Source organism: Pseudomonas sp. F2 (assembly GCF_057174385.1).
Genome location: NZ_CM169904.1, coordinates 1,651,751 through 1,665,559, shown reverse-complemented (window position 1 = coordinate 1,665,559; position 13,809 = coordinate 1,651,751). Strand labels below are relative to the sequence as shown.

The following is a 13,809-nucleotide window of genomic DNA, read 5'->3' as shown; positions in this document are numbered from 1 at the left end:
GCTCATACTGCGTCGTGGAAGATGATGCCCAGAGTATGCCGGTTTCCGCTGTGCAGGCGACTGACGCCATGACGCATGGTCACCCGATAATCGCCGCGTGTGCCGCTGACCGGGCGCTGGTTGACCGCGAATATAACGGCGTCACCCTTTTGCAGATCCACGACGTGTGGTCGCGACTGCAGGCGTGGACGCTGCTCGGTCAGGACGAACTGTCCACCGGTAAAATCCTGTCCGGGCTGCGACAGAAGAATCGCCACTTGCAGTGGGAAAACCAGATCTCCGTACAGATCCTGATGCAGGCAGTTGTAGTCCTGCGGGCCGTATTGCAACAGCAAGGGTGTCGGCCGCAGTTGGCCGGCATCGTGACAGCGCTGCACAAACCCGGCATGGGTTGCGGGAAAGCGTACAGGCAGATTCATGCGTTCGTACCAGCGGTTGGCCAGCGGCACCAGGCGCGAGTAAAGCGCAGTGCGCAGACGTTCGATGGTTGTCGGCAGGGGATAGCTGAAGTACTTGTATTCCCCGCGACCGAAACCGTGGCGAGCCATGATGACCTGCGAACGAAACGGTTCGGTCTGCGAATACAGGGCGCTCAAGCGCTCACAGGTTTGCGCCGACAGCAGTGAGCGGACGATGGCATAGCCATATTGATCCAGATGCTGTTCGAGGCTCGCCCAATCGAGCGCATCCAGCCGAGACGGGGACATTGACATTCTGACTCCTGAACCCTTTGGTCGAGTCTGTCAGTCTGGGCAAATCCCGGCGGCAGAACACTCCGCCGCTTGCGGTCGAATCCGGGGTGTTGCGTTACAGGGCTTTGCTGACGGCGATATCGCTGATCACATCTTCGGTCTGGCCGTGGATGGCATCCAGTGCAGCCCTGGCTTCTTCCACGGTGCCGTCTTGCAGTTGCGCGAACTCGAAGCGGCGCTCGCCGTTGAGCTTGTATTTGATGACGTATTTGGTCGTTTGGGCCACGGTCATGCTTACCTTGCGTTGGGGCGACTCAGCTCAGTTTGGAGCTGGAGCGGCGGATGATCTTGATCGAGTGGGTCAGGGTCGGTTTGCGCGTGACGCTGATGGCGCGCCGGCTGACGGTGTCGATGGTGATGTTCCAGAAACCGGTGCTCGGCGCGGTGATGCGCGCCGGAAACGTGTCGAAAGCGCCGCCGTGGTAGGTGTGGCGGCCGCCGTTCTTGAACGCACGGAAGTTGGCGTCGTTCATCAAGCGGATGTTGCAGGTTTGCGAGCATTGGATGACGACAATGTCGTCTTCGTTGAGGTGCTCGCGCTGGTGAATGAATTTCATGGGCGCCTCCAGAAGGGCTTTTTCTACTAAATCAAAACGATAGCATGTGCGATTGGCGCAGTTTATCAGCCCGAACGGGTTATTATCCCGCCGTCGAGCGCTGCTTTGACAATTAAAAACGGTTATTCGCGATTCGCTGCGGGTTTAATGGAGTAAGCCTCGGAGAAAAATGGCATTACTGCTGTCCGAGGGTCTTTATGGGAGGTATTTGTATGAAATGGGGTGTGGTGTGTCTGCCGTTGATGTTGGTCATGGGTGGTTGCGCGAGTGTTTCCGAAATCAATGAAACCTTGCCCACCATGAGCGTGATTTCCGGCAAGAAACCCCATGAGTATGCGCAGTGCCTGGCGGACAAGCTGGCTAACAGTCGCGGCGCACTGCAGATGCAGCCGCACAAGGATGGCGTGCGGGTGATTGTTCCCGGGAAATTTTCCACTGGCGCGGCAGCGGTATTTGATATCGACGACCGTTCCGGCGGCAGCAGCATCAAGTTGCATGAGCGCATGTCCAATGTGCCGATTCGTCCTCGTGACGTGCAAAACGCCGCCAATGCCTGCATTTCCGGCTGATAGAATAGCGTTCATCAGCACCAGTGCCGCCACAGTCATGCTGTGGCGGCATTTTCATTTCTGGAGTCGCGCATGAAGCGAGAGCAAGTACGGGAACGGCATGCAGAGGGCCTTATCTCTGCCACGCATGTGATTCAGAATCCGGCGAACTCGGGTGAGTGGATCGTGTTTTTCAAGAAGAGCGCCGGTCGCAGCTATTTTCTGGTCGACGATAACGACGAAGTCGAATCCTTCGCCCGGCTCGACGATCTGATCGAGATCGTGCGCGGGCTCGGGATCAAGTTCGCCGAGATCCACATGTAGGGTCTATTTGCAGACCACCACCACGCTGCGGTTTTTATAGTTGCCGACATCGACCCCCAGGGTCTTTTCGCTTTCCTTGGGTGCCGGTGTGCCGTCCGTACCGACAATGCGATAACCGGTGCCCGCGCAGGAAGCATCGGCTTTTTCGTAGCAGGTGGCCCAGGAGTTGGCTTCCCCGGAGCAGTCGATACTCAAACCCTGTTCGCCGTTGTTCAGGTAGGTGGTTTGCGAGGTGGCACAGCCACCCAGGGCCAATACCGCGATCAGCGGCAGCATTTTGTTCATGTTCATAAGTGTGTCGTCTTCAGCGAGGGAGGGGCTAAACGCTCTGACAGCGCCGGAGTGAAAAGGTTATAGCGATTGGCCACTTGTTTTTATCGGGTTGCGAGCGGCCACAAAAAAGCCCTGCGCAAGGGCAGGGCTCGGCGCGTGTCGCAACCGGTCAGTCCTGATCTTTGCCACGGCGTTTGGACGACGCAGGGGTGTCAGTGAACACCGACGCCACATCAGTCGCCAGCTGCTCGCTGTCGAAAGGCCCGGCGATGTGTTCGCCATTGGTCGTGGTCAGGTTCCACTTGCCGTCTTTCTTGTCGATCACATACCCGTTGATGATTTTTACCGCGGCCATCTATCTGTCTCGTTCGCTGGTTCAAAGGCGCCATGATACCGACAAATCCTCACATTGGGGGATGATGAGCGTAGAGTGATGCAGCGCATTTGCGTGTTTGAGCTACTCTGTTTTCGCGGGTCGAAGTTGCCAACGGAACTATCGGCGAGAATATTTCTCTATGTTGGCATCGGTTAGCCAGTGCGGGGCATTGTAAGGTGCACGCCGCCTGATTAGACTGCGCCGAAACTCGTACACACAGCCCTTTCAAGGACTTATATGATCAAGAAATGCTTGTTCCCAGCAGCCGGTTACGGTACTCGCTTCCTGCCAGCGACTAAAGCCATGCCCAAAGAAATGCTGCCGGTGGTAAACAAGCCACTGATCCAGTACGGCGTTGAAGAAGCTCTGGACGCTGGCCTGACTGAAATCTCGATCGTGACCGGTCGTGGCAAGCGCGCTCTGGAAGACCACTTCGACATCAGCTATGAGCTGGAAAACCAGATCAAGGGCACCGACAAGGAAAAATACCTGGTCGGCATCCGCAAGCTGCTGGACGAGTGCTCGTTCTCCTACACCCGTCAGACCGAAATGAAAGGTCTGGGCCATGCGATCCTCACCGGTCGCCCGCTGATCGGCGATGAACCCTTCGCCGTGGTACTGGCGGACGACCTGTGCGTCAACCTCGAAGGCGACGGCGTACTGACCCAGATGGTCAAGCTGTACAAGCAGTTCCGCTGCTCGATCATCGCCATCCAGGAAGTCGACCCGCAGGAAACCAGCAAGTACGGCGTGATCGCCGGCGAGATGATCCGCGACGACATCTACCGCGTACACAGCATGGTCGAGAAGCCAAAGCCGGAAGACGCGCCGTCGAACCTGGCGATCATCGGTCGTTACATCCTGACGCCGGACATCTTCGACCTGATCGAACAGACCGAGCCAGGCAAGGGCGGTGAAATCCAGATCACCGACGCCCTGATGAAGCAAGCCCAGAATGGCTGCGTCATGGCCTACAAGTTCAAGGGCAAGCGTTTTGACTGCGGTGGCGCCGAAGGCTACATCGAAGCGACCAACTTCTGCTTCGAGAACTTCTACAAGACCGGCAAGGCTTACTGATCGCGCCCGATCTGCAACGCGAAGGGTGTGAAAGCACCCAAGCGAATGCACCCACAAACGCCCCGACTTGTTCGGGGCGTTTGTTTTTGTGCTGGAAAAAACCTTGGGTCTGGCGGCGCGATTGGCTGACGCCTTCTGAGCGTGCTGGCTGCTTTTTAACGGGGGAGGGTGCGGGCATGCTTGCTCGCTGCCCCGATTCCCTTCAGGCGGCACTGCAGGGCCCCGGGCAAACGGGCAACCCGTCCGCCCAGAACGAAAAAAGCTCCGTATCTTGCGATACGGAGCTTTTTCTTTATGCGTTACTCCGATTGCGATCTCTCGAAACCGGCGCCTTCCAGGCGGTTACTGCTGCACGACATTCGCTGCGGTGGGCTCGACCTTCTTCGGCTTCATCAGGCTGAAGTCGATCAGGGCGCGCTGCTCGCGTTCGTACGGGTTGCCGATCATCAGCGGACGCGGTTTGAAGCTGTCGCTGACCAGGCTCTTGCTGCGGTCCAGTTCATCGAAACTCAAACCGGCCATGTCTGCCCAAGTGTGGATCAGATGCGAGCTGCTGTACGGCCGGCTCAGGTCGGCGGCAAAGTTCCAGTCATGGTTCTCGCGCCATTTCGGCGATGCCCAGGCCATGAACGGGATGGTGTACATCGGTGCCGTCGGTTTGTTCTCGTTACGGCCGAGGGTGTTGTGGCCGACCGAGTCAAACACATCTTCACCGTGGTCGGAGAGGTACAGCAGGAAACCATTCGGATCGGACTTGGCGTAGTCCTTGATCAGGCTCGATACCACGAAATCGTTATACAACACGGCGTTGTCGTAGCTGTTGTAGGTCGGCACCTGATCGTCACGCACGCCGGCTGGAACGCCGGTACGGTCCTGGAACTTGTCGAAGGTCGGCGGATAGCGGTACTGATAGCTCATGTGCGTGCCGAGCAGATGCACGACGATCAACTTGCGCTGCGCCGGGTCACTCAGGGCCTTGTTGAACGGCTCAATCACGTCACCGTCGTACTGCGCGGCGTTCTGGTTGCGGTTGTTGTTCAGGTACACCTGCTCGTCGGCCTGTTCGGAGAAGGTCGTGAGCATGGTGTTGCGCTTGGTCATGGTCTGCTGGTTGGTGATCCAGAAGGTCTTGTAGCCGGCCTGTTTCATCATGCTGACCAGTGACGGCGTGGACAGGTACAAGTCCGGATTTTCTTCGTCGGCGAAGGTCAGCACCTGCTGCAACGCCTCAATGGTATACGGGCGCGGGGTGATGACGTTGTCGAACACCGCGAGCTGATCCTTGAGTTTGTCCAGTTCCGGCGTGGTCTCGCGGCCATAGCCATACAGGCTCATACGCTGGCGGTTGGTCGATTCGCCGATCACCAGCACCAGCGTCGACGGTTTATCCGCGTCGGCAGCCTTGAGGTTATGCAGCGGCGGGACCTTGCTTGCACTGTGCAGCATGTCCTGCATGCCGGCCAGAGTGTCGAGGTATCGGTGGTAAGCCACGGCCATTTGCCAAGGCACCGCCGGCTCGATGCGGTCTTCGAACTTCTCGAAACCTCCGGCGAAACTGCCGGTGCGCTGGGTCTGCTTGATCAGCGGATAGCCGACCACGGCAATCAGGATTGCCAGCGCCGCAACGTAGGCGCGGCCACGGGGCATGTACACCGGGCGCAGGCGTGTCCAGAGAAAGTAGGCGAAAGCGGTATGCGCGAGGAACGCCGGGATCATCCACCAGGCAAAGTACTGGGTCATGTACTCGCCGGCTTCCGACACGTTCGACTCGAACATGATGAAGATGACGCTTTGCGAGAACTCCTGCTGATAGATGAAGAAGTAGCCCAGGCTGGCCATGGAACAGGCCCACAGGACGATACCGATCAGCGCAGCCAGCAGTTTGGTGCGTTTGGGAAACGCCAGCATCGGGGCGAGCCACAGCGCACTCATCACGAAGGCCTGACGGAAACCGCTGAAACCGGAGGTGCCGGTCAGTTGGATCAACAGTTGGGTGATGCCCGAGAAGTACCAGAAAAAAGCAAAGAGCCAGAGAACCCCGGCCCAATCGAAACCTGTCGCAGTCGTTTTGCTGCGTTTGAACAATGCCATTCAGCACTCCAGCTCATCGTCACTAACCAACGCCGGAACACTACAGCAAACCGACGAACGGAAGCCGCGCGCAAACGCACGGCCAGATGGGGCGCGAGTATCACGAACGTAATGTGAAAACTTCGTTAGTTGCTGATTGCTGGCGGGAGCGGATCATGACGGGAACGACAGGCGCCGTTCCCGATGCTGGCGGGGCAGGTCAGGCGTGCGGTTGACGCTGGACAACCGGCAGAGGTTTGGGCTGAGCGCCCTGGGTCAGCGAGCGCAATTGCGCCAGCTCCTGCTTCAACTGGTCGCGCTCGTCCTTCAACTGGCGCAATTCATCGCGACGGATCGTGACATACAGGGTTTGTGGCGGCATTGCTGTGTGTACTGTGCCCATTGCTCACCTCGCAAATGGCGTGTCTCAACTGCAGATTGTCCCGGTGCCGGGCTACAGATCTGCTATCGGCGCCAATTTTGATTTCTTTTGCCCGTGAATGGAACTTTTTTATTTTTCATGGTCGGTGTGTCTTCGGCATGATTCGGGGCGTTATCAGTCTGGATCGGGCACAATGCCCGGAAACTTCGGCCCGACGCTCTGGACTAACCTCCATTAGTCGCGTTGGGCTATAACCAATGACACACATTTATTTGTAGTAAGGAGCATCAGCACATGCAACTCGGGATTATTGGACTGGGCCGCATGGGCGGCAATATTGCGCGGCGTCTGATGCTCAACGGTCACACCACCGTTGTTTACGACCGCAATACCGCCTTTGTCGACACCCTGGCCGCCGAGGGCGCCACGGGCGTTGCCGATCTGCCTGCGCTGGTCGCCGGCCTGGCCAAGCCACGTGCCGTGTGGGTCATGCTGCCGGCCGGTGCGCCGACCGAAGACACCATCAACACCCTGAGCGATTTGCTGGAAGCCGGCGACACCATCATCGATGGCGGCAACACCAACTATAAGGATGACATTCGCCGGGCCAAGACCCTCGCCGAAAAAGGTCTGCACTACATCGACGTTGGCACTTCCGGCGGCGTCTGGGGCCTGGAGCGCGGTTACTGCATGATGATCGGCGGCGATGCCGAGACCGTGAACCGTCTGGATCCGCTGTTCGCCGCTCTGGCGCCGGGCATGGGCGAGATTCCGCGTACCAAGGACCGCAAGTCCGAGGATCACCGCGCCGAACACGGCTACATCCACGCCGGTCCCGCCGGTGCCGGGCACTTCGTGAAGATGATTCACAACGGCATCGAATACGGCATGATGGCCGCGTTTGCCGAAGGCTTCGACATTCTCAAAACCAAGTCCAGCGAACGCCTGCCGGAAGATCAGCGTTTCGACCTGAACGTGGCCGACATCGCTGAAGTCTGGCGTCGTGGCAGCGTCGTATCCTCCTGGCTGCTCGACCTGACCGCCGACGCGCTGGCCAGCGATCCGAAGCTCGACGGATTCTCCGGTTCGGTGGCGGACAGCGGCGAAGGTCAATGGACCATCGAAGCGGCCATGGAGCAAGCGGTGCCGGTACCGGTGCTGTCGAACTCGCTGTTCTCGCGCTACCGCTCGCGCGGCCAGGGCACCTTTGGTGACAAGATTCTTTCGGCCCAGCGCTTCGGCTTCGGCGGCCACGTGGAGACACCGAAGAAATGACCCATACGATCCGCAGAAAATCCAAGGCAGAACCCGCACCACCGACCACGCTGTTTTTGTTCGGTGCCCACGGCGACCTGGTCAAGCGCTTGCTGATGCCGGCGCTGTACAACCTCAGTCGCGACGGCTTGCTTGACGAGAATCTGCGGATCGTCGGCGTTGACCACAACGCCATTACCGATGAGGCCTTCGCGCAAAAACTCGAAGACTTCATCCGTACCGAAGTGGCGGCGCAGGTCGGCAAGGGCGATCAGATGCTTGATCCGGCCTTGTGGGCCAAGCTCGCCAAAGGTATCAGCTACGTCCAGGGCGATTTCCTGGACGACAGCACCTATTCCGCGCTGGCGGCAAAAATCGCCGACAGTGGCACGGGCAACGCGGTGTTCTACCTGGCCACCGCGCCACGTTTTTTCAGTGAAGTGGTACGCCGTCTCGGCGCCGCCAAACTGCTGGAAGAAACCCCCGAAGCGTTCAGAAGGGTGGTGATCGAGAAACCGTTCGGTTCCGACCTGCACACTGCCGAAGCCTTGAACGCCTGCCTGCTCAAGGTCATGTCCGAGAAACAGATCTATCGGATCGACCATTATCTGGGCAAGGAAACCGTGCAGAACATTCTGGTCAGCCGGTTCTCCAACAGCTTGTTCGAAGCGTTCTGGAACAACCATTACATCGACCACGTGCAAATCACCGCCGCGGAAACCGTCGGCGTTGAAACCCGTGGCAGTTTTTACGAGCACACCGGTGCGCTGCGCGACATGGTGCCCAATCATCTGTTCCAGTTGCTGGCGATGGTCGCCATGGAACCGCCGGCCGCGTTTGGCGCTGACGCTGTGCGCGGTGAAAAGGCCAAAGTGGTCGGCGCGATCCGCCCGTGGAGCGTCGAAGAGGCACGGGCCAATTCGGTACGCGGTCAATACAGCGCCGGCGAAGTCGATGGCAAAGCGTTGAATGGCTATCGCCAGGAAGCCAACGTGTCGCCTGACAGCAACACCGAAACCTATGTCGCGCTGAAAGTCATGATCGACAACTGGCGCTGGGTTGGCGTGCCGTTCTACCTGCGCACCGGCAAACGCATGAGCGTGCGCGATACCGAAATCGTCATCTGCTTCAAACCGGCGCCGTATGCGCAGTTCCGCGACACCGAAGTCGATGAGCTGCAGCCGACTTATCTGCGTATCCAGATCCAGCCCAACGAAGGCATGTGGTTCGACCTGCTGGCCAAACGGCCGGGGCCGGCGTTGAACATGGCCAATATCGAGCTGGGGTTCGCGTACAAGGATTTCTTCGAAATGCAGCCGTCCACCGGTTACGAAACGCTGATCTACGACTGCCTGACGGGGGATCAGACGCTATTCCAGCGCGCCGACAACATCGAGAACGGCTGGCGCGCGGTGCAGCCGTTCCTTGATGCCTGGCAGCAGGACGCGAGCGTGCAGACTTACGCCGCCGGGGAAGACGGTCCACAAGCCGCCAACGATCTGCTGACTCGCGATGGTCGCGTCTGGCATGGCCTGGGATGAGGGAGTCGATCCGTTTTTTATTGAGTGACATGGACGGCACGCTGTTGCTGCCCGATCACAGCCTGAGTCAGCGCACCATTGATGCAGTGCGTTCGCTGCGCGAGGCGGGCGTGTTGTTCAGCCTGGCCACCGGGCGCCCGCCCAAGGCCATGTTGCAGCAGATCGAAGCCTTGGGTGTCGATCTGCCGACCGCCGCCTTCAATGGCGGCACCATCGTCAATCCGGACGGCGGCGTGTTGGTGGCGCATTACCTGCCGGTGCCGACGGCGTTGATTGCTTTGGCGTTGTTCGCCGACCAGCCGGAAGTGGAAATCTGGGTGTTCAGCGGTGGCGACTGGCTGCTCAAGGATCCACACGGGCCGATGGTGCCGCGCGAACAGCACGGCCTCGGTTATCCGCCGGTGGTGGTCGAGAGTTTCGAGCCGTATCTGGAGCGCATCGACAAGATCGTCGCGACCAGCAACAACACGGATTTGCTGATTGAACTTGAGGCGCGCCTGCTGCCCAAGGTCAACGGCATGGCTCAGGTCTCGCGTTCGCAACCGGTTTATCTGGACGTGACGGCGCTGGAGGCCAACAAGGGCACCGCGCTGTCGACGATTGCTGCGCATCTGGGCATCCCGCTGGAGCAGACGGCGGCGATTGGCGATGGCGGTAACGACCCGGCGATGTTCCATTGCGCGGGATTGTCGATAGCCATGGGGCAGGCGGAAGAGGCAGTGAAGCGTCAGGCTGATGTGGTGACTGCGCCAAACACCGAAGATGGCGTAGCCCTGGCGATCGAGAAGTACATCCTCAAGTAACATTTGTAGGAGCTGCCGCAGGCAGCGATCTTTTGATCTTGTTTTTTTATGCAGCAAGATCGACAGATCGCAGCCTTCGGCAGCTCCTGCATGAGGTTGTTGTCAGAGCCAGTAGCTGACGGCGTACCAGCCCAGCAAGCCCATCACCACGGTGTATGGCAATGCCATCCACACCATCCGCCCGTACGACAGGCGTACCAGCGGGGCAATCGCCGAGGTCAGCAGGAACAGGAACGCAGCCTGACCGTTTGGCGTCGCCACGCTCGGCAGGTTGGTGCCGGTGTTGATCGCGATGGCCAGCGTCTCGAAATGCTCGCGGCTCATGTGCCCGGACAGGAAAGCCTGTTTCACTTCGGTGATGTAGATCGTGGCGACGAACACGTTATCGCTGATCGCCGAGAGCAGACCGTTGGCGATGAACAGCATGCCCGGCTGTTGCTCCGCCGGCAGCGCCAGCACCCACTGGATCAGCGGCGCGAACAGTTGTTGATCGTGAATCACCGCGACCACGGCGAAGAACACCACCAGCAACGCGGTGAACGGCATGGCGTCCTTGAATGCGTTGCCCAGACGGTGTTCGTCGGTGATGCCGGTAAACGCGGTGATCAACACGATAACCATCAGGCCGATCAAGCCGACTTCGGCAACGTGAAACGCCAGGCAGCCAATCAGAATCAACGCAGCAGTGCCTTGTACCAGCAGCGCGGCACGCTGACGCGGAGTGCGTTCGGCGTCATCTTCGGCAGCGTAATTGGCCAGCACGGCGCGGACGTTGTCCGGCAGCAGGGTGCCATAGCCAAACCAGCGCAGTTTTTCCAGCAGTACGCAGGTCGCCAGCCCAGCCACCAGCACCGGCAACGAGACCGGCGCGACTTTCTGGAAAAATGCCGCGAAGTGCCAACCCATCTCATGGCCGATCAACAGGTTCTGCGGTTCGCCCACCAAGGTGCAGACGCCGCCGAGTGCGGTGCCCACAGCGCCATGCATCAGCAGGCTGCGCAGAAACGCCCGAAACTGTTCCAGGTCGTCATGGTGCAGCACCGGCAAGTGTCGGTCGTCGCTGAACTCGCTTTCCTGGCGCGGATCGTTGCCCGAGGCCACACGGTGATAAACCGAATAGAAGCCGACGGCGGCGCTGATGATCACCGCCGTCACGGTCAGGGCATCGAGAAACGCCGACAGAAACGCCGAGAGGAAGCAGAACATCAGCGCCAGAATCGCCTTGGAGCGTACGCCCAGCAGCAGCCGCGAGAACAGAAACAGCAGCAGATCCTTCATGAAGTAAATGCCGGCGACCATGAACATCAGCAGCAGGATCACCGGGAAGTTGTGCACCAACTCATCGTATAGCGCCTGCGGCGTGGTCATCTTCAGCAGCAGGGCTTCAATCAACAACAAGCCGCCGGGCATCAACGGATAGCACTTGAGGGCCATGGCCAGTGTGAAAATGAATTCGATCACCAGCAGCCAGCCAGCGGCGACCGGGCCGACGGTAAATAGCACCACGGCATTGAGGATCAGGAAGCCGACGATGCTCGCCTTGTACCAGCGGGGCGAGTGCCCGAGGAAATTATGCGCGAAGGCCTGGGCCAGTGAACCGGACATCGGTTGCTCCTTGTATTAAGAAGCGCGCAAAGTGCCGCAAGTGACTGGCAAGTTCAAGTCTCGGGGGATTATTGATTTATATAGCGGGCAATCATGGCCCGGTAGTTGCCGTCCAGAGAATAGCCGCCGACCAGGATGTGTCCATCGGCCTGCACCGCCAGTGAGTTGGCGATATCCAGGCTGCGTCCCAGTCGCGTGCGCAACCAGCCGTGGCCGTTACCGAACTCGCGGTCGAGTTGGCCGTCGGGCAGGTAGCGCGCGACGATGAAATCGGCCTCGATACCGCCAATCGTCGCGCCCACCGCAATGATGCGGCCATCGGTCATGCACTGCGCCGCGCTCCACTGGCAGCCACTGGGGCCGATCTCCAGCAGATGCGGGTGGCCGGCATGGTTGCGCAACTCCGGGCGACCGTTGGGGTGCAGGCTCAGCGCCATGCAGCGGATCGGGTCGCGGCTGCTGCCAAAACAATGCAGATGCTCCATCGAATGCAGCACCTGACTGACCATCGCGCTTTGTCCGTGGGCCTTAAAGGCGAGGAAACCGTCCACCGCAAAGCGCTCATCCAGACGTCCGTCGGGCAGATAACGTGCCACCAGACCTTCCTGAGGAAAGTCGATGGCGCCGGCAACGATGATGCGCCCATCCTCTTGCAGCAGCAGGCAGTTGAGCCAGGTGTTGAGCAGCAGGTGGCGGATCATCACGAATCCACGGCCATTGAAGCCGGGATCGAGGGTGCCGTCTGGAGTCAGACGAATCAGCATGCCAGCATGGTCGGCCAATTCGAAGTGGTGATTGGCAATCAGCAGAATGTGCCCGTCGTCCTGCACCGCGAAGTCGCACGCTTCGGCCCCCGGCACTCCGGGCGGAAGCCAGCTATCCCGAGACCCGACGGACAGGTCACCCGGCAGGCGCACGACTTGTCGACCATTGTCACCAAACGATGGGTCAGGCAAGCCGTCAGCCGTGAAGCGGGCGCAGGCGGGCAGGGTACGGTGAGCGTTCTCATAATGCAGGCCGGCCAGCAGAATGCGTCCGTCTGGCAACACCTGCACCTTGGCACCCATGGCTTCGAATCCGGGGGCGAATTCGCCGATCACGCTGCCTTGAGCGCCGAAGCCGAGATCGGCAGAACCGTCGGGAAGCATTCGCGCCAACCCGAAACGGCTGCCTGCGGCAGTGCCAATCTTGGCAGCCACCAACACCCGGCCTTGTGGATCAAGGGCCAGGCCTTGAGTCATGCTCGACACGCTGCCGGCGAAATACACTTGGGCAATGCCGGAGTGGGCAAAATCTCTGTCGAGTTGCCCGGCGTGAGTCTTTGACGGCGGGAGCGCAACGGCGTTCTCGGGGGACATGCATGCTTCTCCTTGCAAGTTGACCAGGCCCGAATCGGGCGGGTAACTGCATGAGCGAAACATTCAATCCCTGAATACGCCGAAGTACAACTGACATAACTAACAGGTGGAGGGTCGCACTGTGCCAGAACAGTGTCTTTTTGAACCAAATGAAAGCCTGCCAAGCAGTGTCGCCTGACGCTTTAAAGAAAGTTGTACAAACGTACTGGAGATAAACAGCAACAGATAAATAAAAAGAGCAGGGCGGACGACTGGATGTCGTCCGCATTACCTTCTGATCAGTGCGGCATCGACCACGATTGCAACAGGTAACCTTCTTCGCTCAGTTCGGCGCGTGCCTGCTGCAGCAGTTGTTCCAGTTGCGCCGGGTCGGAGTAAGCGCTGCTTGGAATCTGCTTGCGGCCGATATGCGAGTTGGTACGGTCGATGACGGTCAGGTTCAGTTCGCCGTTGCCGTCTTGTGGGGCCCAGGCCACGCACTGGAAAGGTTTAAATGCGTGGTTGGCAATCAAAAGAGCTTCGTTGATACGGAGCGGGGCGGTCATGGGGTCTTCTCTCTGTCGTGCCCAATCAAGTGATGTGCCGTCGGTTGGGCTTACCGTTCGGCTGGTTACTTGTACTGATGCACGCAACCCCGAAGCAGGTCACACACGAAACGGAGAAATTTCAACTTTATTGCTTATGCTCAGGATTTCGACAGTTTTTGAAAGCCTGGCGAAAGAGCGCAACTCGATAGCTAACTAATAACCCGGCTTCTTATAACTCTTTAGCTTGTACGCCTATAAGCAATCGATACAAGCCCCTGTCAATTTCTTGCTAATGTTACAGTCGGGTCTGCCAAATGACTGTTTTTACAATAATTTCCTCAAATTTGGCGCCAAGGAACAGT

At 58.9% G+C, this 13,809-nt stretch carries 16 protein-coding genes; 6 read left to right on the top strand and 10 right to left on the bottom strand.

The genetic code is table 11. From position 1 onward, the window contains the following. Nucleotides 1-2: 2 nt before the first annotated feature. From AC193Q_RS07330 to AC193Q_RS07320, 3 genes are all read right to left on the bottom strand, one after another. Nucleotides 3-713 (bottom strand): 2OG-Fe(II) oxygenase, encoded by a 711-nt coding sequence (locus AC193Q_RS07330; protein ID WP_483879362.1) that lies wholly within the window; start codon nt 711-713, stop codon nt 3-5. A 94-nt stretch (nt 714-807) separates the two neighbouring features. After that, a complete protein-coding gene (locus tag AC193Q_RS07325) occupies nt 808-984 on the bottom strand; it encodes a hypothetical protein (protein ID WP_239776639.1) in 177 nt (58 codons plus the stop codon). A gap of 22 nt (nt 985-1,006) precedes the next feature. Continuing rightward, entirely contained in the window at nt 1,007-1,309 is a 303-nt protein-coding gene (locus tag AC193Q_RS07320) for a DUF1883 domain-containing protein (protein WP_041064472.1), read from the bottom strand. 212 nt (nt 1,310-1,521) lie between these two features. Here AC193Q_RS07320 and AC193Q_RS07315 point away from each other — a divergent pair, with 212 nt between their 5' ends. Next, nucleotides 1,522-1,878 carry a hypothetical protein gene (locus AC193Q_RS07315; protein ID WP_003225393.1) on the top strand — a complete coding sequence of 119 codons (357 nt, stop codon included), beginning with the start codon at nt 1,522-1,524 and terminating at the stop codon, nt 1,876-1,878. Between the two features lie 72 nt (nt 1,879-1,950). Then, nucleotides 1,951-2,181: a hypothetical protein gene (locus AC193Q_RS07310; protein WP_027612691.1), complete on the top strand. Its 231-nt coding sequence runs from the start codon at nt 1,951-1,953 to the stop codon at nt 2,179-2,181. 3 nt (nt 2,182-2,184) lie between these two features. Here the strand turns inward: AC193Q_RS07310 and AC193Q_RS07305 are convergent, their stop codons facing one another. Together AC193Q_RS07305 and AC193Q_RS07300 are read right to left on the bottom strand one after the other, a co-directional pair. Further along, nucleotides 2,185-2,472 carry a hypothetical protein gene (locus tag AC193Q_RS07305; RefSeq protein ID WP_080963283.1) on the bottom strand — a complete coding sequence of 96 codons (288 nt, stop codon included), beginning with the start codon at nt 2,470-2,472 and terminating at the stop codon, nt 2,185-2,187. Between the two features lie 151 nt (nt 2,473-2,623). Further along, a complete protein-coding gene (locus AC193Q_RS07300) occupies nt 2,624-2,809 on the bottom strand; it encodes a hypothetical protein (protein WP_007964653.1) in 186 nt (61 codons plus the stop codon). 258 nt (nt 2,810-3,067) lie between these two features. Here AC193Q_RS07300 and galU point away from each other — a divergent pair, with 258 nt between their 5' ends. Further along, on the top strand, nt 3,068-3,907 hold the full coding sequence (galU, locus tag AC193Q_RS07295; protein ID WP_007912230.1) for a UTP--glucose-1-phosphate uridylyltransferase GalU: 840 nt from the start codon (nt 3,068-3,070) through the stop codon (nt 3,905-3,907). A 342-nt stretch (nt 3,908-4,249) separates the two neighbouring features. On the opposite strand, the gene AC193Q_RS07290 is transcribed toward galU, so the two are convergent. Then, on the bottom strand, nt 4,250-5,998 hold the full coding sequence (locus AC193Q_RS07290; protein WP_095669068.1) for a phosphoethanolamine transferase CptA: 1,749 nt from the start codon (nt 5,996-5,998) through the stop codon (nt 4,250-4,252). A gap of 199 nt (nt 5,999-6,197) precedes the next feature. After that, nucleotides 6,198-6,380, bottom strand: a complete 183-nt coding sequence (locus tag AC193Q_RS07285; protein WP_041064455.1) for a DUF6026 family protein — start codon at nt 6,378-6,380, stop codon at nt 6,198-6,200. A gap of 273 nt (nt 6,381-6,653) precedes the next feature. Here AC193Q_RS07285 and gnd point away from each other — a divergent pair, with 273 nt between their 5' ends. Genes gnd through AC193Q_RS07270 form a run of 3 tightly spaced genes read left to right on the top strand, consistent with a single transcriptional unit; the run spans nt 6,654 to nt 9,957 of the window. Then, the gene (gene gnd, locus AC193Q_RS07280) at nt 6,654-7,634 is read left to right on the top strand and encodes a phosphogluconate dehydrogenase (NAD(+)-dependent, decarboxylating) (RefSeq protein WP_041064453.1); all 981 of its coding nucleotides are present in this window, start codon (nt 6,654-6,656) and stop codon (nt 7,632-7,634) included. Then, nucleotides 7,631-9,154 carry a glucose-6-phosphate dehydrogenase gene (gene zwf / locus AC193Q_RS07275; protein ID WP_483879361.1) on the top strand — a complete coding sequence of 508 codons (1,524 nt, stop codon included), beginning with the start codon at nt 7,631-7,633 and terminating at the stop codon, nt 9,152-9,154. The genes gnd and zwf overlap by 4 nt, the downstream gene beginning before the upstream one ends. Further along, nucleotides 9,151-9,957: an HAD family hydrolase gene (locus AC193Q_RS07270; protein ID WP_483879360.1), complete on the top strand. Its 807-nt coding sequence runs from the start codon at nt 9,151-9,153 to the stop codon at nt 9,955-9,957. Before zwf ends, AC193Q_RS07270 begins: the two co-directional genes overlap by 4 nt. Nucleotides 9,958-10,059: 102 nt before the next feature. Here the strand turns inward: AC193Q_RS07270 and nhaB are convergent, their stop codons facing one another. The 3 genes from nhaB to AC193Q_RS07255 form a co-directional block, all read right to left on the bottom strand. Continuing rightward, on the bottom strand, nt 10,060-11,562 hold the full coding sequence (gene nhaB, locus AC193Q_RS07265) for a sodium/proton antiporter NhaB (protein WP_047294739.1): 1,503 nt from the start codon (nt 11,560-11,562) through the stop codon (nt 10,060-10,062). A 68-nt stretch (nt 11,563-11,630) separates the two neighbouring features. Continuing rightward, nucleotides 11,631-12,920 (bottom strand): NHL repeat-containing protein, encoded by a 1,290-nt coding sequence (locus AC193Q_RS07260; RefSeq protein ID WP_483879359.1) that lies wholly within the window; start codon nt 12,918-12,920, stop codon nt 11,631-11,633. Between the two features lie 278 nt (nt 12,921-13,198). Next, complete coding sequence (locus AC193Q_RS07255) at nt 13,199-13,465, bottom strand: hypothetical protein (protein ID WP_041064446.1); 267 nt, start codon at nt 13,463-13,465, stop codon at nt 13,199-13,201. Between the last annotated feature and the right edge of the window lie 344 nt (nt 13,466-13,809).